19 protein-coding genes and 1 pseudogene are annotated in these 19,994 nt (G+C 37.0%); 11 read left to right on the forward strand and 9 right to left on the reverse strand.

The features are described 5' to 3' along the window. Nucleotides 1–213 precede the first annotated feature (213 nt). Nucleotides 214–2,259 carry a BamA/TamA family outer membrane protein gene (locus H6F47_RS21410; protein WP_190650896.1) on the reverse strand — a complete coding sequence of 682 codons (2,046 nt, stop codon included), beginning with the start codon at nt 2,257–2,259 and terminating at the stop codon, nt 214–216. 443 nt (nt 2,260–2,702) lie between these two features. Here H6F47_RS21410 and H6F47_RS21415 point away from each other — a divergent pair, with 443 nt between their 5' ends. Further along, nucleotides 2,703–4,043, forward strand: a complete 1,341-nt coding sequence (locus H6F47_RS21415) for a lipid-A-disaccharide synthase-related protein (protein ID WP_190650898.1) — start codon at nt 2,703–2,705, stop codon at nt 4,041–4,043. Nucleotides 4,044–4,126: 83 nt separating this feature from the next. Here H6F47_RS21415 and H6F47_RS21420 read toward each other — a convergent pair. Both H6F47_RS21420 and H6F47_RS21425 read right to left on the reverse strand, forming a co-directional pair. Beyond that, nucleotides 4,127–4,285, reverse strand: a pseudogene (locus tag H6F47_RS21420) (transposase); the annotation flags it as partial. A gap of 48 nt (nt 4,286–4,333) precedes the next feature. Continuing rightward, a complete protein-coding gene (locus H6F47_RS21425) occupies nt 4,334–5,056 on the reverse strand; it encodes a response regulator transcription factor (protein ID WP_096568407.1) in 723 nt (240 codons plus the stop codon). Nucleotides 5,057–7,077: 2,021 nt separating this feature from the next. Between H6F47_RS21425 and H6F47_RS21430 the strand changes: the two genes are divergently transcribed. Both H6F47_RS21430 and H6F47_RS21435 read left to right on the forward strand, forming a co-directional pair. Next, nucleotides 7,078–8,427 carry a hybrid sensor histidine kinase/response regulator gene (locus tag H6F47_RS21430; RefSeq protein ID WP_190348710.1) on the forward strand — a complete coding sequence of 450 codons (1,350 nt, stop codon included), beginning with the start codon at nt 7,078–7,080 and terminating at the stop codon, nt 8,425–8,427. 89 nt (nt 8,428–8,516) lie between these two features. Beyond that, nucleotides 8,517–9,641 (forward strand): hybrid sensor histidine kinase/response regulator, encoded by a 1,125-nt coding sequence (locus H6F47_RS21435; RefSeq protein WP_190348709.1) that lies wholly within the window; start codon nt 8,517–8,519, stop codon nt 9,639–9,641. 124 nt (nt 9,642–9,765) lie between these two features. Here the strand turns inward: H6F47_RS21435 and H6F47_RS21440 are convergent, their stop codons facing one another. Then, a complete protein-coding gene (locus H6F47_RS21440; RefSeq protein ID WP_137668497.1) occupies nt 9,766–10,218 on the reverse strand; it encodes a response regulator in 453 nt (150 codons plus the stop codon). Between the two features lie 699 nt (nt 10,219–10,917). Here H6F47_RS21440 and H6F47_RS21445 point away from each other — a divergent pair. The 4 genes from H6F47_RS21445 to H6F47_RS21460 all read left to right on the forward strand — a co-directional run bounded on the left by H6F47_RS21445 (nt 10,918) and on the right by H6F47_RS21460 (nt 14,562). Beyond that, nucleotides 10,918–12,120, forward strand: coding sequence for an AAA family ATPase (locus tag H6F47_RS21445; RefSeq protein WP_137668498.1), 1,203 nt, complete (start codon nt 10,918–10,920; stop codon nt 12,118–12,120). A 390-nt stretch (nt 12,121–12,510) separates the two neighbouring features. Continuing rightward, nucleotides 12,511–13,821: an aromatic amino acid transport family protein gene (locus tag H6F47_RS21450; protein ID WP_096568391.1), complete on the forward strand. Its 1,311-nt coding sequence runs from the start codon at nt 12,511–12,513 to the stop codon at nt 13,819–13,821. A 205-nt stretch (nt 13,822–14,026) separates the two neighbouring features. Then, the gene (locus H6F47_RS21455) at nt 14,027–14,212 is read left to right on the forward strand and encodes a hypothetical protein (protein ID WP_190650900.1); all 186 of its coding nucleotides are present in this window, start codon (nt 14,027–14,029) and stop codon (nt 14,210–14,212) included. Nucleotides 14,213–14,289: 77 nt separating this feature from the next. Then, nucleotides 14,290–14,562, forward strand: coding sequence for a GlsB/YeaQ/YmgE family stress response membrane protein (locus H6F47_RS21460; protein ID WP_137668499.1), 273 nt, complete (start codon nt 14,290–14,292; stop codon nt 14,560–14,562). Between the two features lie 122 nt (nt 14,563–14,684). On the opposite strand, the gene H6F47_RS21465 is transcribed toward H6F47_RS21460, so the two are convergent. The 3 genes from H6F47_RS21465 to H6F47_RS21475 form a co-directional block, all read right to left on the reverse strand. Then, nucleotides 14,685–15,452, reverse strand: a complete 768-nt coding sequence (locus H6F47_RS21465; protein ID WP_096568385.1) for a ChaB family protein — start codon at nt 15,450–15,452, stop codon at nt 14,685–14,687. Nucleotides 15,453–15,512: 60 nt separating this feature from the next. Next, nucleotides 15,513–16,052, reverse strand: a complete 540-nt coding sequence (locus H6F47_RS21470; protein ID WP_096568383.1) for a Dps family protein — start codon at nt 16,050–16,052, stop codon at nt 15,513–15,515. A 143-nt stretch (nt 16,053–16,195) separates the two neighbouring features. Continuing rightward, nucleotides 16,196–16,564, reverse strand: a complete 369-nt coding sequence (locus H6F47_RS21475) for a hypothetical protein (RefSeq protein ID WP_190650902.1) — start codon at nt 16,562–16,564, stop codon at nt 16,196–16,198. A gap of 312 nt (nt 16,565–16,876) precedes the next feature. Between H6F47_RS21475 and H6F47_RS21480 the strand changes: the two genes are divergently transcribed. Then, the gene (locus H6F47_RS21480; protein ID WP_190650904.1) at nt 16,877–17,728 is read left to right on the forward strand and encodes a polysaccharide deacetylase family protein; all 852 of its coding nucleotides are present in this window, start codon (nt 16,877–16,879) and stop codon (nt 17,726–17,728) included. A gap of 70 nt (nt 17,729–17,798) precedes the next feature. Here H6F47_RS21480 and H6F47_RS21485 read toward each other — a convergent pair whose 3' ends face one another. Continuing rightward, complete coding sequence (locus H6F47_RS21485) at nt 17,799–18,188, reverse strand: alr0857 family protein (RefSeq protein WP_137668503.1); 390 nt, start codon at nt 18,186–18,188, stop codon at nt 17,799–17,801. 163 nt (nt 18,189–18,351) lie between these two features. Continuing rightward, nucleotides 18,352–18,585 (reverse strand): hypothetical protein, encoded by a 234-nt coding sequence (locus H6F47_RS21490; RefSeq protein WP_236104119.1) that lies wholly within the window; start codon nt 18,583–18,585, stop codon nt 18,352–18,354. A gap of 101 nt (nt 18,586–18,686) precedes the next feature. On the opposite strand from H6F47_RS21490, the gene H6F47_RS21495 reads away from it, so the two are divergent. The 3 genes from H6F47_RS21495 to H6F47_RS21500 all read left to right on the forward strand — a co-directional run bounded on the left by H6F47_RS21495 (nt 18,687) and on the right by H6F47_RS21500 (nt 19,911). Continuing rightward, nucleotides 18,687–19,022 carry a hypothetical protein gene (locus H6F47_RS21495; protein ID WP_190650906.1) on the forward strand — a complete coding sequence of 112 codons (336 nt, stop codon included), beginning with the start codon at nt 18,687–18,689 and terminating at the stop codon, nt 19,020–19,022. A 120-nt stretch (nt 19,023–19,142) separates the two neighbouring features. After that, a complete protein-coding gene (locus H6F47_RS28640) occupies nt 19,143–19,271 on the forward strand; it encodes a hypothetical protein (RefSeq protein WP_272110723.1) in 129 nt (42 codons plus the stop codon). 109 nt (nt 19,272–19,380) lie between these two features. Continuing rightward, nucleotides 19,381–19,911 (forward strand): SRPBCC family protein, encoded by a 531-nt coding sequence (locus H6F47_RS21500; protein WP_236104120.1) that lies wholly within the window; start codon nt 19,381–19,383, stop codon nt 19,909–19,911. The last annotated feature ends 83 nt before the right edge of the window (nt 19,912–19,994 follow it).

Genomic DNA, 19,994 nt, shown 5'->3' on the forward strand with positions numbered 1-19,994 from the left:
GAAAATTATCAGGATTAAGAAAAAGACAGTCAGGATTAAGACATTGACGCATAGACTCAAAACCAACACACTGTTATAATTTTACCCTAATTAATCAAAACATACGGAAAATCTCTCTAAACCTCCTCCCTTCGTGTCCTTTGCTTCTACCCTTCGGGAACTGCTTCGCAGAACGTGGTTCATTACTTAGAAATTTAACACACCACAACCAAATTAAAACTTCTGACCAATACCAATATGCACCCGACTTTCACCTTGATCATTAATTCCCAAATCAGCACGAATTAAACCTAAAGGCGAATCAACGCGCACACCCGCACCATAACCAAAACCACTACCAGGTTTATTTCTCACATTAGCTGGTTCTCCAATCACGGTATCACCAGAACCTAAATCAGTGGCAAAATCAGCAAATATCACACCCCCAGCAATAGGGAAGATCGGAAAACGATATTCAGCAGAAGCTAACACATAACTACGACCACTTCCTACTTTACCACCATCATAACCACGCACTGAGTTAGAACCACCTAAGTTAAAAGTTTCATAAGGTGGTAAGTCACCCACTACAGTACCAGCTTGCAGGTTTAAAGCAAATACTTGGGGTTGTGTGCTGTTAAATAAATTTACGGGCATAAATTGACTATAGTTGCCCCGTAGCCGATTCATGGTAATCTGTCCATTACCTACAGGTATAGATTGTTCGGTGCTGAATGTGAGAATTGAACCTTCAGTTGGTTGCACTGGGTTATCCCGCTTGTCTTTGGTGGCTGTAAATGATACGGTAGCTAGGTCATCCACACCAGTATCACTCAAGGATAATTGGTTATTGTTAGCATCTCTGGGGGTAATATTTCCAGAGCGATCGCGGATGGTAACACGAGTATAATTCAGAGCTACAGCAGCATCCCAACCATCTATTTCTTGTTGCAAACTCACACTAGCGCCTATTTTCCCTTCCCGCACTTTATCACCATTCGGCAGTTTGATTTTATCGTCAAAGGTATCGGAAATTTGTCTTCTACGGAAGGTTTTGATGTTATAACCCAAACGTTCAGGGTTGGTTTCTCGATAAGGACTGTTAAAATTAGTATTAAACAGTACATCCTGTCTGTTTAGTTCCACATTTGCAGACAAGGTATCATTCACACCACCAACATTTTGATCTCTATAACTAACAATCACTGATATCCCATCATCAGCATTATATCCACCTCCCAGGTTAACAGAACGCGCTCCTACTTCTTGCAGTTCATAGATTAAATCTAGTTTTTTTGCATCTCCTTCAAATGCAACATTGACGCTTTGAAATAAACCTAATTTATATAAAGTTTGGATATCTTGCCGCGCTAAATCTTCTGCAAATACTTTTCCGGGTTGTAGTTTGAGTTGCTGTCTGATAAAATCTGCTTTACTACGTCCTTTGATGGGATTACCATTTTGATCAAATTTTTCGCCTTCTTCACTCAAAAACCGAAATTTGATATCACCTACTAAACCTTCTGCTACATTGACTGTGAGGATACCTTGACGGTTCGGTTGAATTGATAATACTCTGGCTAGGGTATAACCGTTATCTTTATACCATTGGTTAATTTGCTGTACTATGTTCTGAAGTGCTGCTGGACTGATATCTTTACCAATCTGATTTTGGAAATTTTCTAAGGCTACTTGATAAGTAAGAACTTTTGCACCAGTTAATTGTAATGCTTGTACAACTATTGGTTGCACTTGATAAACTACATTTACACCAGCGGATGTATTGCTACTGTTAACTGTCGCATTAGCAAATAAACCAGTGTCTAAAATTGCGGCTACATCCTGTTGAAGTTGGGTTTGACTAGTTCCTCCTCCAGTTTGGGTTTTAATAACTTTACGAATGATTTGCTCTAATTCTGCATTAGCGCCTATGATCTGGACATTGGTGGCGGTAACTACTAAATTAGCATCTGTAATTAAGTTGTTATTGTTGTTATTATTATTATTATTATTATTAATATAATTATTGATATTTGTCCGTACAACTACTGGTTGCAATATCGGTTGAGAGCTAAATTCTATGGCATAAGTAGTTTCTGGTGCTGTTAAGGTTTCTACCTGTGCTGTTTGAGTTTCTACATCAGGCACTATTACCACATCTGTTGTTGCGGTTTTATGCTCTTGATTTGTGTTTTGAGTCGGTGCAGCATTGGCTTGCTGAGTGGCATTACTAACAGCTAAAGTAGCTAAGGTAAAAATTGCCGCAGAAGAAACTCGCATAATTAATGATAATCTTTGCTGTAGATACTTATGGATTAAGAGACCAAATTTGTAATTTTTTGTTTCTGGTTAGATTTTTGCTACTACTATGCTACTACAAAAGCTGACGGTGTTAGGCGATCGCTGAGGATAAAGATCCCCGGCTTCTTTGAGAAGTCGAGGATCTGGGTACAGGTGTTTTGGTTGTTTTGGTAATTGGTATTACTTATTATCAGGCTTGATGATGACAAATTGCAAGACCCAATCTAAAATCCAAAATCTAAAATCTAAAATCCAAAATCTAAAAAGATCCCCGGCTTCTTTGAGAAGTCGAGGATCTGGGTACAGGTGTTTTGGTTGTTTTGGTAATTGGTACTATTCATTATCAGGCTTAATGATGACAAATTGCAAGCCCCTATCTAAAATCCAAAATCTAAAATTTAAAATCTAAAATCCAAAATTCTATGCGTGATCTATCTCAATTACCTTTATTGAAGCAGTCTCCAGATAAAAGTTCTCGTTTACAGTTACTGGTTTTAAGTAATGGTCATGGTGAAGATATCATTGCTGCACGGATCATTAAGGAACTGCAACAGTTATCTTCTCCTCCTGATATTTTTGCTTTACCCATAGTGGGTGAAGGTCGTGCTTACCAAAATTTAAATGTGCCTTGTATTGGTGAAGTTAAGACTATGCCTTCTGGTGGTTTTATTTATATGGATAGTCGTCAACTGATGCGGGATGTCCAGGGTGGTTTGGTACAACTGACTTGGAAGCAGATTCAAGCGGTGCGTCGTTGGGTAAGTTCGCAAACAAAGTTAGATAATCAAAAGGCGATTTTAGCTGTGGGGGATATTGTACCACTGTTGTTTGCAGCTATCAGCGGTGCTAATTATGCTTTTGTGGGAACGGCAAAATCTGAATATTATGTGCGGGATGAGTTGGGTTTATTACCCAGAAAGTCAAAATCGACACGTTGGGAAAATTTTTCAGGTTCTATTTATCATCCTTGGGAAAGGTGGTTGATGAGTCGTCGTCTTTGTCGGGCGGTGTTTCCTAGAGATGCGCTGACAACAGAAATTTTAAGAAAGTGGCCTATTACAGCTTTTGATGTGGGAAATCCTATGATGGATGGTTTAGAACCTTCTTTTGGCACTTCTAGATTTGATCATGATAGTTTTGAACAACAAGAGATTGTTCGTCCTTTGGTTGTGACTTTGCTTCCCGGTTCTCGTGCAGGTGAGGCTTATGATAATTGGGAAGTGATGATGATCGCTGTATCAGCTTTGATTGAGAGTTTCCGGGAGCGAGAGATGGTGTTTTTAGGTGCGATCGCTCCCGGTTTAGATGGCAATATTTTTACTCAAACTTTAAAAATTCCAGGTTGGCAAAAATGCGATCAATCTCCAGTTCAACTGGCTGATGCTCATGCTTTGAGTTTTAAACAAAAAAATGCTTATCTTATTCTCACTCAACAAGCTTATAATGATTGTTTACATTTGGGGGATTTAGCGATCGCAATGGCAGGTACAGCAACAGAACAATTTATTGGTTTAGGCAAACCAGCGATCGCTATTCCCGGTAAAGGTCCTCAATATAATCCTGCTTTTGCAGAAGCCCAAAGTCGTCTTCTAGGATCATCTCTAATTTTAGTAGACCAACCAACAAAAGTTGCCCAAGTAACACAGTCCCTGCTACAAAATCCCGATCTTTTACACGAAATTTCTGAAAATGGAGTTAAAAGGATGGGTTTACCTGGTGCTGCCAAACGTATTGCTGAATGTTTGCAAGAACGTTTAACTTAACCTGCTATATAAAACCGAGACAAAACTAGACTTTACTTTCTACTTCAACGGGAGCATGGGAGCAGTTATCCCTCAGTAGACTTTCACGCCTTAGCCAGACGCGATAAATTAATTGCAGCGTTTAGATCCCTATCTATCTCAAAACCGCAGTTCTCACAGCAATAAATTCTTTCGGATAAAGAAAGATTTTCTTTTTTATGCCCACAGTGAGAACAGGTTTTACTTGATGGATAAACTCTATCACTTCTTCCCCAGTCACCAGTCACCTGTCACCAGTCACCTGTCACCGATTAACCTACTAACCCAGAACGTAAAGCGCGAACTGCGGCTTGGGTTCTGTCATCAGCGCAAAGTTTATTCAAAATATTGCGAACATGAGTTTTTACTGTTCCCACAGTAATATACAGTTTTTCTGCAATTTGACCGTTACTGCAACCAGCAACAATTAATTCTAAAATTTCCAGTTCCCGCTGAGTTAAAGGATAGGTTTCCAGAACTTGTTCATATTCTGTAGCTAAAGCCTCAATTTTTACAGTCTTTGGTTTATCAGATGTGAGACTTTCTCCTGGTAAACTTGAGCGCATTTTTTTGAGTACCACATTGGCGATCGCTGGATCAATCCAAGAGTTACCAGCATAAGTAGCTTGTATAGCTTCAGTTAATTTGTTAATACTTGTCTCTTTCATGTAATAAGAATCTGCACCCGCCGCAAAAGCAGCTAAGACGGCATCTTCTGTATGATCCATTGTCAAAATTAAAATTTTTGTATTATTTTGCCCAGTTTCTGCTTGATGGCGTTTAAACTTGCGGGTGAGTTCAATTCCATCCATATCTGGTAAACCAATATCCACTACCGCTACATCTGGCTTGGCAGTTTCCAAAAGTTTTAATCCTTGGCTGGCATTTGCCGCTTCACCTATCACCCTTAACCCTCCGTGTGACTGCAATGCAGCCCTTAACCCCATCCGGGTTAAATCATGATCTTCAATTAAAAGAATGCTAATCTCATTCATTGTTACACCCAACTATATATCTGACTGCTGCTTTGAACTTAATTTGAACTTAACTTGAACTTAACTTGAACTTAATTTGACTGGTAAGGATTGAGGAGACAGAATACAGGATTCAGAATGAATGAGAGTTTTCGAGTCATGCTTGATAATTGATGAACAAACTGATAAACAAACTTGCTCATCTGGATTCCTGCTGCACACAAATATTCTAACCCCTGACTCCTGACTCCTGTACGGGCGAAGTAGGGGCGAAGCATTCGGAAAATAACCTGTGATCAAAATTGATAATTTATCGCCCGAATGCTTCGCCCTTACAGGAAAATAGCCTTTGCATAAAGTTGATAATTGGTCGCCCGAATGCTTCGCACCTACGACTCCTGACTCCTGAATTCTTACAATGAATGCAAGTTTTGGATAATTTGGATCTAATTTGGATCTAATTTTCCCAAACTAAAGATAGATGATATTTTGACCTGGTTGCATCCATCGACAGAAATAATAAATTTCACTTATTTTATCTGGGATAGAAGTAAAAATCTAGCTACGGGTATATGGCTATTTTTTTGGAAAATATGAAATATTGAAACCAATGGAAAATCAGACAATCAACCTATTTGTTATGACTGTGCCTTCCTTATTCTCATTTTTTCTTGAATTTTAAGTTCTACCAATCTCCTTGAATACTTTTACCTCACCTTGACGAGTTGGTTAAATGTTATAAATTTGTCTTTTTCTTCTCATCAACTCTGTCAACAATGCTTGTGCTAAACTTGAGATCTTACTTTTTTGACACCAGATCAGTTTTTTTGCTTAGTAAATAATGAGACAGTAATTGGGGGTGATTTTTACTGACTCTGATCAGAAAATGTATTACATCTGACTCTAGTTATTCTGTCAAATTCAAGTTTAAAGCCTTGTATATAGCTTGCTGAATCAAGGAGGTTTACATTTTTATCCTAGCACAAGATTCTTGCGACATAAACTTACAGCAGATTCCTTTGTTTTGAGGTACAGTATTAGACTGGGAAGTGCTGTATCAAGAGATGATCAACAGAATGACCAACTGGTAACTTCATCATCTATCATAGTACCGACCACAGGCTCCGCCAACATCACATACAACATCAGATAATTTAAAATTTTCTATCTATGAACGAGGGCAAGGGCTTAAAACTAATGATTCGCGCTTATGTGGCAATAGCAAGATATGCACTTACAGCTTTTTAATATTGAATGATTAATCACTCACGAATCAAGACTAACTACTGTTCAAGTGAGTAAAACTGCTCAAGCTGATGGTACACAATGTTTGTATGCAACTCTCACTAATGGGTGAGGACGGTAAATCATTTACTCATTTACAATTGTGTTGAGATGGATAAAGTATTTGATTTTACTTTCTCTCGACTCTGCCAGATTTCATAGAGAATCACTTTCATCTGGATAATTGCCAATTGTTTTTAAATTATTTTTTATTAAACGAGAGCAATTTTCCGTTTGTTAGAGTTATAACCAGGAGATTCAACACAATCAAAAAAAAATGGCAGAAAAAATCAAATACTTGATTCTGCAACCAGCTAAAAACATAACAAATTAAAACTACTAAAAGTGGAGGAAGATAAATTGAATGTAAAGAATATTAATTAGATATTGTGTAAAATACCTGAGTTACTCAATAGCGTTTTGTGAGATACACAAAAATTGTCAATTCTGTAGTTATATACAGCTTCTTGTAGGTAAATAAAGTAAACAATGAGATTGACAAAGCCTGGAACTAACAGCATTTTAGTTCTGACTGCTGCTGTATTGGAAGTCAGTATTCAGCAGTCAGTAATCAGTAATCACCTATTATCTGGGATTTATGAGCATTTGTAGCAAGGAATTAGGAAATTGATTTTAGTATCAGTCTCCCCTAAACATCCTGGAAAATCAGTTGAAAAAGCAGTTTTAGCTGAATGCTTACTATCTGAAAATAGAAATGCTGTACTTCAATCTCTTTTGGACAGCGAAAATAAAAACTAATGGAAGAGACGCTGAAAATTTTGGTTGTAGATGATGATGAAGTAGATCGCATGGCAGTCCGTCTAGCCCTGACAAAAGCTGATGTTTATATGGAACTGTGTGAAGTCAGCGACGGTAATAATGCCCTTTCTGCTCTCCAAAATACTAATTTTGACTGCGTTTTTCTCGATTATTGCTTACCAAACCAAGATAGCTTCACTTTAATTCACAAGCTGCGCTCTTGTGAAATCAAAGTTCCTTTAGTTATTCTCACCGCTCAAGGAGAGGAAAAAATTGCTGTTGATTTATTGCAAGCTGGTGCTACAGATTATCTGATTAAATCTCAACTAAATTCAGAATATTTGGTATTGGTTTTGCGAAACACGATGCGGTTATATCGGGCAGAAATGAAAGCAGATTTGGCATATCAACAACTTAAAGAAAGTAATGAACAACTGATTCGGAAGAACCAAGAATTGGAGAGACAAAGGCAACAAATTCAATTACAAAATTTGAGATTTTTGGAAGCATCACGACTTAAATCACAATTTTTAGCTACCATATCTCATGAGTTACGAACACCAATGAATGCCATCATTGGTTTTTCGCAAATACTGTTACGTCCTAAATTTGGTCAACTTACCAATCAGCAAGCGGATATGGTAGAGCGTATCCTCAATAATGGTAAGCATTTACTGATGTTATTGAATGAAGTTTTGGACTTTTCTAAATTGGAGGCTGGTAAATTAGAACTAAAACCGGAAATATGTGACTTATCAAAGATAGTTAATAATACTGTAGGTGAAATTCGTTCTTTAGCGGAAGCAAAAAAGTTATCTTTGTTAGTGGAAATAGAATTAGAAAATACTTTGGTATTTAATGATCCGGTGCGCGTACATCAGATTTTAATTAACCTGCTCTCCAATGCAGTTAAATTTACAGAGTATGGAAGCATTAAAGTAGAAGTGAAAGAAATTCCCAGAAATCAATTATCAATTAGTATTAAAGACACAGGAATTGGTATTTCCCCTCAAGATTATCAACATATTTTTGAGGCATTTCGACAAGTAGATCAAGGTATTAGTCGTAAATATCCAGGAACTGGACTGGGTTTAGCAATTATTGATTCATTGGTACAAATGATGGGAGGTAAAATATTTCTAGAAAGTCAATTAGGAGTGGGTTCGGTATTTAAAATTGAATTGCCACGTCAAATCTCATTATCACCTCATGCGGGAGATAATACTAGAGATAATTATAGTTGGAATGTCGGTAGTGATGATGGAATTTATTATTCTCAGCAAAATCTACCTCACCTACCATTTCAATTCAATAAAGTTTCGCTAGGATATCCTGATCTGAAACTTTAAATTACTGTCAACTTCCATGTAAATTCCCAAGTGTAGATTCCAGAGTAGATTAATTTAGATTAATGACCAAAAAGTTGTAAACATAAACTATGTCTTTTGTCAAAAGTGATAAGGTTGATCGTATCCTCGCCGTTGATGATACAAGAGATAATTTAATTTTAGTACAAACACTCTTAGAGAGTGAGGGTTATGAAATTGATTTAGTATCAGATGGAGCAACTGCTTTACAAAAAGTGGCACAATCTCCACCGGATCTGATTTTACTAGATGTGATGATGCCAGGAATGGATGGTTATGAAGTAACACGGAGAATTCGCGATAATCCTGATCTGGGTTATATTCCAATTTTGTTAATCACAGCTTTTCATGAATCTAGTGTAGTGGAAGGGTTAGATGCGGGTGCTGATGATTTTATTCGCAAACCATTTGATACTGATGAATTATTAGCCAGAGTGCGATCGCTATTGCGACTGAAGCATAGTATTGATGAACAACAAAAAATGACCCATCAGCGAGAAGATTTTGTTTCGCGTCTGACTCATGATTTACGCACACCTTTAGTAGCAGCTGATCGAATGTTAGCTTTGTTTCAACAGGAGACTTTTTGTAAAATTTCTCCAGAAATGAAACAAGCGATCGCTGTGATGATTCGCAGTAACCAAAATTTAATGCAAATGGTCAATACCTTACTAGAAGTTTATCGCTTCGAGGCAGGTAAAAAGACCTTAAATTTGGAAAAATGCGACTTAACAGAAATATCTGAAGAAGTCATCAGTGAACTAACTCCCCTTGCTGTTGAGAAAAACTTAACTCTCAAATTAGATACCCATGAGTTAAACCAGGTAGAAAATCATGGAGGAATTGTCTTAGGTGATAGATTAGAACTACGCCGAGTGTTGAATAACTTAATTGGTAACGCAATCAAGTTTACAGATACAGGCGGTGTAGAAATTCGCATTTTGAAAACTTGCCCCACCAAAACACATCAAGGTGAAGTAGTAATTGAAATTGAAGATACTGGTTATGGCATTGCACCAGAAGATCAAGCAACAATTTTTGAGCGATTTCGTCAAGGGAGAAATAAAAGATCAGGTAGTGGTTTAGGACTGCATTTATCACAAAGAATCATAGAAGCGCATGGTGGAAAAATCGAACTTTTATCAGAATTAAGTAAAGGTAGTATATTCAAAATCAAACTGCCAAAGGAAACTTAATTTTTTAGGAGTCAGGAGTCAGGAGTCAGGAGTCAGGAGTCAGGAGTCAGGAGTCAGAAATAAAACCCTGTGACAGCAAAGATTAGTCATAAAAATTTTGAAGTCATAAAAATTTTGATTCTATTTACCTGCATGGTTCAAACGGAGAATAAGGCTCAAATTTGTGATCAAGAAAACGACGAATAATTGCCTCTAAATCCTCCAGCATATAGGGTTTACTGATATAGTCGTCAAAACCTGCGCCCAGGATACGTTCTTGCTGTTCCCTGCCAGCTAAAGCCGTAACAGCAACAACAGGAATGTGGCGAGTTAATGGATCTTGCTTTAAATATCGCACAACATCTAGACCATTCAACCCAGGTAACAGAATATCCAACAAAATCAAGTCTGGCTGATATTCTTTTGCTACTAGGAGTGTAGTGTAACTGTCATTTTGACAAATAAATCTACACCCTAGTAACTCCAAAGTATAACTAAGTAGTAATAGACTATCATCATGATCTTCTACTACCAAAATCAAAGGCGGCTGAGAGTTTTGCTTCTTTTCATCACTCATGAATGAATGTGTCAGATACATCTAGTCTCCAGAAGATTAAATTGGGCTTTATCGTCTTGATAGTCAAACTAGGCGATAATCCCACAAACCATAAGACGTGCTGATTCAAGATTAGCTAGTGTTTTGCTGCCACTCAGTTGATCATCCTTACCCACATTCAACAGGAAAGAACAACTCAATCTGAATAGCTTTAGTAGACACCCCTTGATTATATGCAAAATTACAGAATATTTTCCTCATAAGTTCACAATAACTTTGTAGAGAAAAAAGGCATAGTTATTTACTTTAGTATCACTATTGACATATCTATAAGCAAAAAATTAAATTACACTAGTTGCATTAAACATCCTATCCAGTATGAAAATAAACTGTTAAATTTATGACTTCAGTGATTTATTTTGCTGTCAATATATGCGAAATTGCTATATACCCCCATCAAGTGAGAAATTTCCTAAATACAGCAGACGATAAACATTGCTAGAAATATTACTTGAATTGCGATGGTATTTTGTAGGTTTGTAAAGAAGTGATATGATACTTGCTCAAACTGAACAATTTTAAGCATAATACTTGACGTGGCTATATTTATGTAGTATAAAGTTACATTGTAAGATATACCAGACTAATTATGTAACAAGAATCAAATATCAACCAGGTTTGACTCCTGTACGGACGTTCCACTGGAACGCCTCTAATCCTCACTACTGACTACTGACTCCTATGGATTTTGACTATTTCCGAAATAATGATAGTAGTTCCGCGAACAACAATCGTCATAACCTACTAGCTAGTGGTTGGCGACCATTTCAGCGTGATTTTGATTGGGACTATTTCCAACAACTAATATTAAATGATACTCAAGAGTTAACACAAAGAAGTATTAATCTAGTCAGTTTTTATGCAGACGCTTTAGCCAGAAAAGATTATACCTGGTGGGCAAATATATTAAATTTAGCTTCTGACTATACTCGTAGTGAATTTCAGAAATTTTGGAACTTCGTCACACCCGATGCACTCACACCAGATTATCGTTATAAAGACGTTTTAAGTACAGAAACTCCCATTGTCCAATTTGTCAGCCGTAACAGCATTCCTATTGATTATGTACTGAATTTATTGCAAGAAATTACTGTTTTGCGCGTTCTACGTTTATTGGAACGTCCTGATATTATCACCCAATATTATGCAGAAAGAGATTTCTATTTCCCCGTCGAAAAATTTGTTAGTTGGGAACGGTTAGATGTCGTCAATACCGTTTATGCTTACTGGTTTCAACACGATATTTGGTTACAAATTGACCCCTATGATCGGGGACGCAGACAATATACTTTAATGTCAAAAAATTTAGCCCCATTAATCAATAAAGCCACTTATGATTTAGCAGTGATGTTAAGTGGATATCAAAGCCGTGTCGGTAAAGTTCATAATCAATTTCCCATTCGCACATTTCCCCAAGAAATTCAAGATTTTACTGATTCAGTGCAGCAAGCTATTCTCAATCAAAATCAATTAGCAATTGTGGTACATGGAGAACCAGGTACAGGAAAAACAGCATGGACACAATCAGTAGCCAAAGAAATTTTAGTACCTTTAGGTTATGTCATCTTTATTTTGGATCATGATGCCATTACTAACTTTGTGCCACCCAACTATTTAGAGAAAATTTGTATCATCATCAACGAAGCTGATAACTTAGCTCAAGATAGAGCTTCAGAAGTAGCCCAATATAACAACAAAACTGAACATATTTTAGCCTTGTTAGATGGGACTTTGTACCAAAGTGTAATTGATGAATCTGGTGTACAAATGAAGCAGCATTTAGTGGTTTTGATGACTTGCAATACTACAGAAAGATTAGATCCCGCTATGTTACGTAAAGGAAGAGTAGATTTAATGTATGAGTTTACAAAGCGGTTTGTTTAAAAAATCAGTTATCAATTGATAATTGACAATTGACAATTGACAATTGACAATTTTTTCATTCAAAGTTTAAAACCTCCCCTTTATCTCGTTATTTCGTTCCCAGTTTCTAACTGGGAATGCCATCACAGAGTCTCTGACTCTGCTATCCCATAAAGGCAGAGCTTTTAATACAGCTATTTTCAGGTAAATAAAACACATTTTGATTTAGGTTTCGCATCAATATGTGGTCTAAAGACATGAAAACTGCTGTAATTCATTCTTATACTCTGTATGGGAACGAGAAAAACGAGGAATTAGCGGAAATCAGAGATTTTTGCTAAAATTACTGATATCAAGTAATATCAAGTAATATTTTCTTGCCGCTTTGGGCAGATATCTAAGCAAAAACCCATGAATCAAGTTCTCAAATCAGAACAAAAGCAAGTCACCAGATTATTTTCTCACCTGGAATTTGATGGTAATAAATTAAATCATCAACCAGGTAGCGTTTTAGGAAGCACTGCTTTGATAGCTGGAACTACTGTTGGTGCTGGTATTCTTGCCCTACCTGCGGTAACTTTACCATCGGGTATTTTACCCTCTACAATTGTCATTATTGCAGTTTGGTTATACACCTTATTTTCCGGTTTATTAATTGCCGAAGTAACCTTAAATATTATGGGTGCAGAAGGCATGACTAGCATAGGTTTTTTGGCAACTGTAGAAAAGACATTGGGAAAAACAGGATCTAGAATTGCTGGTGGTGCATATTTGTTTAAGCACTACGCCCTTTTAGTGGCGTATATCAGTAAAGGTGGAGATATTTTATTATCGACATTAACTAAAATAGTTGGGTTAGAAAATATTTTACCTAACTGGATAGGAACAACAACTTTTACATTGTTATTTGGTGGCATTCTCTATTTAGGAAAAGAAAGATTTATTCAGAAATTAAATAGTGCCTTTGTGGCAATTGTCATTACTTCTTTTCTTGGATTATTGCTGCTAGGATCAGGACAAGTAAAAAGCTCACAATTTCTCTTTCAAAATTGGCAAGCTGTCGGTGGTGCAGTTTCTGTTATTTGTGTAGCTCTTTTTTATCATAACGTTGTGCCTGTAGTGGTGACACAACTAGAAGGCGATATCACCAAAATCAGGAAATCAATTATTATCGGTTCTGGCATTCCTTTGATGATGTTTTTGGCTTGGAATGCTGTTATTTTAGGCAGCGTTAGTCCTGATATCCTCCAGAATAATTCACAAAGTGGCAGTGTTTTTGATCCCTTACAAATTTTGCTTTCAGGAGAAGCAGGAGAAATTTTAGGATTAGTTTTAACTGTTTTTTCAGAGTTCGCAATTATCACCTCATTTATCGGTTTTGTTTACGGTTTAGTCGATTTCTTTCAAGACATTTCTCGGATGACAAAAAATCAAATTTCTCGGTTTCCTATTTTCTCACTTGTGCTATTTCCACCCATGAGTTTAGGAACAATAAACCCCAGCATATTTTTTACTGCTCTAGACTATACGGGAATATTTAGTGTTTCGATTTTAGGAGGAATTATTCCGGCAATTATGAGTTGGCAACAACGAGAAAAACAAAAGTTAACAGATGGTATTTATCAATCATTGATACCAGGTGGTAAAATTACATTAATTATGATGATTACAGTTGCATTAGCCCTGATATGCAAACGAATTTTCTCAATGTATGCCAATTAAATACCAATTTCAATACAGCACTTTCCTTTGTCATGAGGTACACGATTGGCGGGCAAGACTTGTACTGAGCGACTTGTACTGAGCCTGTCCTGAGCCTGTCCTGAGCGGTGTCGAAGGGCGGTGTCGAAGGGCGCAGTCGAAGGGCGGTGTCGAAGGGCGGTGTCGAAGGGCGAAGTCGAAGGGCGCAGTCGAACTATGTCGAAGTATGCCCACCCCACAATATTTATTTGATTTATTTGATTTATTTGATTTATTTGATTTATTTGATTTATTTGATTTATTTGATTTATTTGATTTATTTGATTTAATTATTCACAAAAAATACAATTACCCACAAACTATAAGTCATGAATTATTAATTATCAATTATCAATTATCAATTATCAATTAATTAAATCTCTCTTTTGATAGACTTAATGAGTAGATAAAATTACTAATCTATAGATGGAAATTTTCATGGAATAAACTATGAATATTATTGCTTGGATAATTCTGGGTCTGATCGCCGGAGCTATCGCTAAAGCTATTTATCCTGGTCGTCAAGGTGGCGGAATTTTAGCCACAATGGTATTAGGAATTATTGGTGCTTTAATAGGTGGAACTTTAGTTACTTTATTGGAAACAGGAACATTACAATTTACAGCCGCAACCTTGAGCATACCCGGTATAATTGTGGCTATTATTGGGGCAATGATCGCCATTTTTATTTGGGGCTTAGTTACTGGTCGTACCAGTCATTAATGGATGAGTTTAAGATGATTGAATCCTGAGTTACGAGATATTAGCAAATAAAATTTAGTCAATGATAAAAAGGTAATGAGTTTTACCCCATTACCTATTACTCGTTATGGAAATAAAAGAAATTAAACACCAACTTTTTGTTTTGACCACACACCATTTTCATCTTCATCAAATTGTTGATGAACCGCATCCCAAGCAGATTGTTCAGCGGTAAATTCATCGTTGGTTTCATCAAGTACAGTGTTATAGTGCTGAATGAACAATTGTTGTGATTCTGCTGATAAATGAGCGCGAACTTCAGGAGATAAATCTTCTGGACTGTTACAAGGACCCGGACAAGGATGGGTAAGTGTTTTACCAATGGTGTGCATTTCTTCACCACCAGAACTTTCTAATATTAATTGAAATTCACCGCTGCGATCGCTCGGAATTTCTACCATTAATAAAAACTCTCCCGCTTGTAAACGAGTTTGATAAACCGCTGCTTTATCTTCTGGCATTCCCATAGCCGTAAAAACCGATACCAAGCCAGCGCCAGCACTACCAGCGATCGCACCACTCGCAGCACCCAGCAACACCGCACCAATAGGTCCTGCTGCCACAATTGGTCCGACAAAAGGAATAAACAATACTCCTACACCTGTAAGTAAGCTGAGGAAAGAACCAAACAAAGATCCAAAAATTGCCCCTGTTCTCAAACCTCCTAAAATCACATCGCGCTTGGTAATAAAACCAGAAATTCGCGTTTCTGACTGGAAATTTCTCCCCATCACTGAAATATGATCTTTCGGTACACCTCTATTTAGTAAACGACGAATTACATCATTAATTTGCTTTTGTTCTTTAAATACAGCTGAGATGGTACGCTCTGCTTGATATCCTTCTGGCACTTGTTTACTCCTTTTAATTTATCTTCTCTTTGTGTTGAAAATTGTGTGGCAAATTCTTAACTAAACACCCACCGGAACTTTAGTTTCTGTTGGTTGTTGTTTGGCATTTGGTTCTAATGCTTGTCCTTCAATAAATGAACGTAGGATCCAAGCCATTTCTTCATGTTCTTCCATCAAATCAGTTAAAAAGTCGGCGGAAACTTGATCATGAAATTCTTCACTACAACGATCTACATGATTTCTTAAATTACGAATAATCTGCTCATGATCTTCCACTAATTGATTTACCATTCCTGTTGCTGTAGGAATTTCTCCGCTATGTTCTTTGAGAGTAGCAATATTGAGAAAACCTTCCATTGTACCAATGGGATAACCACCCAAAGTTCTAATTCTTTCTGCTATTTCATCAATATTTTCTGTAATTTCTTCATACTGTTCTTCCCACAATTCATGCAGCGTGCGGAACTGAGGACCAACAACATCCCAGTGATATTTTTTAGTTTTTACTACCAGCACATAAGCATCTGCCAAATCTTGATTTAACAAATCCACCACACCGCGACGTTGTTCTTCTGTCAATCCAATATTGATTGTATTCATGCTCATTATTTGCCTTTCAACTATTAACTACTTACTTAATAAGTTCTCAAAATATCGACATTATCCACATCAACCCAACAAAACCAATTCAAAACCGAAAAATCATAATTATGAATTATGAATTATGAATTATGAATTATGAATTATTGCTTGCTGCCTGTAATTTTTTCCAAAAAACTTTCTACTTCCTGTTCTACTGAAGTAGTCCCACTTTCGGTATTTTCAGGACGCTTCATTTTTTCAATATCAGCTGCTCCTTGAACCTCGTTAAGTCCTCTCCTAGTTTTTTCTTGAGATTCTTTCATTCCTATGGGTGGTTTTTTAGCAGCTTCATCAGTTTTGCGTTGAGTTTCTAATAATTGTGTCGTTCCTTCTGTTGCTTCACTTTGATAACTACTGATAGCTAAAGCAGGAAAAGCATTGAATAAAAATATGAAGGTACAAGCAAAAGCTAATACTATCAATCTCGATGCTAATTTCCATCTAGATTTAGCAAAATCAAGAATCTTCATTTTTATATTCTTCCACTCTATTTTTCTATTTTCTTTCTAGTTTCAGATTAATTGACTATCAGAGCATTTTCATCAATCTTACGAGAGAATTAGGTTGAATTTTGCACTAAAAAGCTCATCAAAATCTATCTGGAGATAGAAAATCTCACTGCCGCTAAACTATCAAACTCTGTCTTTGTATATTCTGTTACTTATATTTGAGAATTAAGGGTATGAATTTTATACCAATGAAACCTCTACCCCAAATTGAGATTTTCTGTTAAAACTGTAAAAGTTCAAATTCTCATATTGTGAACTATATCACAGAAATCAATGCTAAACCTTGTTAATTCTACTTCCACAAACAACGACAACAAAACAAGAAACATTATTTTTGTTGCCACAATAGCATTATTTCTAACTGCTTGTACCAGTAACCCAAATACACCACAACCAAACACTAACAGCGAAGCCTTTGGTGTTTCCATTCCTGAAAATAAAGTAAACACAAAATCACAACCACCAGCAAAAATCGAAAACCTGAATTTTACCGTTCCTGCTAAATTTCAAGGCAAGACAGTTTATCAAGTCAAACTCAAAAACAATGAAAAAGTGATTGCGTTAACTATTGATGATGGTCCCTGGCCAACAACCACAGAAGCAATGTTAGATATTTTCAAAGAACATGATGTCAAAGCCACATTTTTTTGGGTAGGAAGTTCTTTAAAAAATCATCCCGAAATTGCTAAAAGAGTGGTAGCGGAAGGTCACGCCATTGGTAATCATACCTGGAATCATTTATATAAAAGAATGAGTCCAGCCACAGCTAAAAGTGAAATTGAAAAAACCAATGATTTAATCTATCAAACCACAGGGGTAAAAACATCTATATTTCGTCCCCCTGGAGGTTATTTAAATAATGGTTTAGCTGCTTATGCTAAAAGTCAAAATAAAGCCGTTGTCATGTGGTCTTTAACTTCTGCTGATACCGATCCCCGTGCCAAATATCAAGTGTTTGTGAAAAATGTGGTTAAAGGTGCAAAACCAGGAGCTATTGTTTTAATGCACGATGGGGGAGGAAATCGAGAAAGAACTGTAAAAGCATTGCCAGAAATTATCACAGGATTGAAACAACAAGGTTATAGATTTGTCACAGTTCCCGAATTATTAGAAATGGAACAATAATATAGCAGGAGTCAGGAGTCAGCAGGCAAAGATCAATATTTATTTCCCTATTCCCTATTCCCTGCCTAATTTAATCACTTAAAACAGATGCACAAACTTGAGCTTCTTGCCAAAGTTTATGTAAAAAGAACTCAGTGCGATCGCTCATTGTCGTTATAAACACACCCTGGGCTTCTTCCGCACCATCTGATAACCAAGAACCCCGCAAGGTGATTTCCAAATACTCAGCATCACAGGTAGACAGAGCTATAATTTCACCGTCATTTCGTTGTGCTTCAGCCTTGAGCCTTTCTACTCCTGGTAAATCTACAGGTAGCAAAAAGGAAGCCGTGCTAGGTTCAAAATGTAGCGTTTGACCGATTCGCAGCGCCAAAATCACTCTTTGCGCCACCCATTCTTCCAGTGACAGCGTGATACACTCTAAATAAAAGCTTCTTTCGGTATAATTTAATTTCAGCATTCCTTATGCTCTCCTGTTATTCCAGGTTTGCTTGCAAATCTGTCATTAGTCACCAATCACCAATCACCAATCACCAATCACCAATCACCAATCACTGATTAAAAACCCCCGCTTTACCTATATCGGCAGCGGGGGCTAAAATTGACCTGATACTTTTCTGGTCTTATTCTGGTACAACATTTTCCCTGTACCTCCCGCTTGTTATCTCTAATAGTGGTTTAATATTCAGCAGATCAAAGTTGATATATCTAAAATCATAATTACTCTCTGTGTTTTGCCTTGGATGCTGACTACCATCGGCCATAAATAAATACTCCACTTCCACAACAACAATTTCCCAACTGGCCTGACAGTTGCTGGGATGGAAGGGACTGGAAATGGGGTAAATGAATTTCACAGAAAAATTCACCTCAAAAAAATTTTATCTATTGAACATTCCTTTAAACATACTACACTTGTATTACTATCCTGTCCATATCTATAAGGAGAAAAAATCAAATGCATACCATCGCACGCACCTCAACCACCGACATGGAAGTTACCAGCATCCGTTTAGAACGCGAACTGAAAGATAAACTGAAAGAGATAGCAGGCAATCAAGGATATCAAGCTTTGATTAGAAATGTTCTCTGGAATTATGTGCAGCAAAAATCAGGTGAGTGGAACCCCCGATTTTCCCGTGCTGACATTCGAGCGAGTATAGCGGCTACAGCCCAGCAAGATGAACGTTGTGTCCTCACAGGTAAGTTAATTGAAGCTCAACAGCCAATGTTATTAGGACTGACAAAGAATGGCGACATGGTTCCTCTAAGTGTTGAGAGTTTGGCTCTATAGCAAATTATAGTCCAGGTTGCTTACCAGTTATGATCATAGTGCTGGAACAAAGTTTGTATTGGTTAATTATCAAATATTAAGCAAGCCACAACCACCAGGAGAAAGTATCGGAGCTAGTAGGTGAAGATACTTTCTCGTAGCCAACTTTTGTTAGCATTAGTTAGCTTTTTTGTATCGGAAGCAGCTTATATCTTTATTTACAGGGAGCGATCGCTGTTGAGAGTAACCCTATTGACAACTCTCAGTTGAGCGAAATTTGTTTTACCCTCACACTACCTCAGTTTTCCTCAGCAACTCATTCACATTCTCAACAGTGACTACAGAAAACAAAACAGCGGGACTTGATTCCCCTAACCTCATTGATGACAATGCTCTAGAAACCAACTTGGATATTGATCCAGTCATCATCCAAGTGGAGAAATTAGCAGAACGACAGCGGCAAATTACCGCCCAGGTTCAAATTCCCCACTCCATCGAAAAAGTCTGGAAAATTCTCACAGACTATGAAGCCTTACCTCAATTTATCCCTAATCTCGCCAAAAGTTGTTTGTTAGAGCATCCCAATGGAGGTATACGTCTAGAACAGATAGGATCTCAGCGTTTGCTCAATTTCAAGTTTTGTGCGCGTGTGGTTTTGGATCTAGAAGAAATCTTTCCCAAACTCATCAACTTCCAAATGGTAGAAGGAGACTTCAAAGGTTTTTCCGGTTGCTGGAGCTTAGAACCTTATACCGTTGGTACAAGTCAAGGTACTAAGCTGTGCTACACAATTCAAGTTTGGACAAAGCTAACAATGCCAATAGCAATTATTGAAAAACGTCTCAGCAAAGACCTACAACTAAACCTCATAGCAATTCGCCAAAGAGCTAATGAGCAAGTCCTAAGTTGACAATTTCATAGACAAAACTATACTTATATTGACAAAAATCAATATATTTTTAGGAAAAAATCAACTACTTGATATATAATACG

Origin of the sequence: Sphaerospermopsis sp. FACHB-1094 (assembly GCF_014696195.1) — a bacterium.
GTDB classification, from domain to species: domain Bacteria; phylum Cyanobacteriota; class Cyanobacteriia; order Cyanobacteriales; family Nostocaceae; genus Sphaerospermopsis; species Sphaerospermopsis kisseleviana.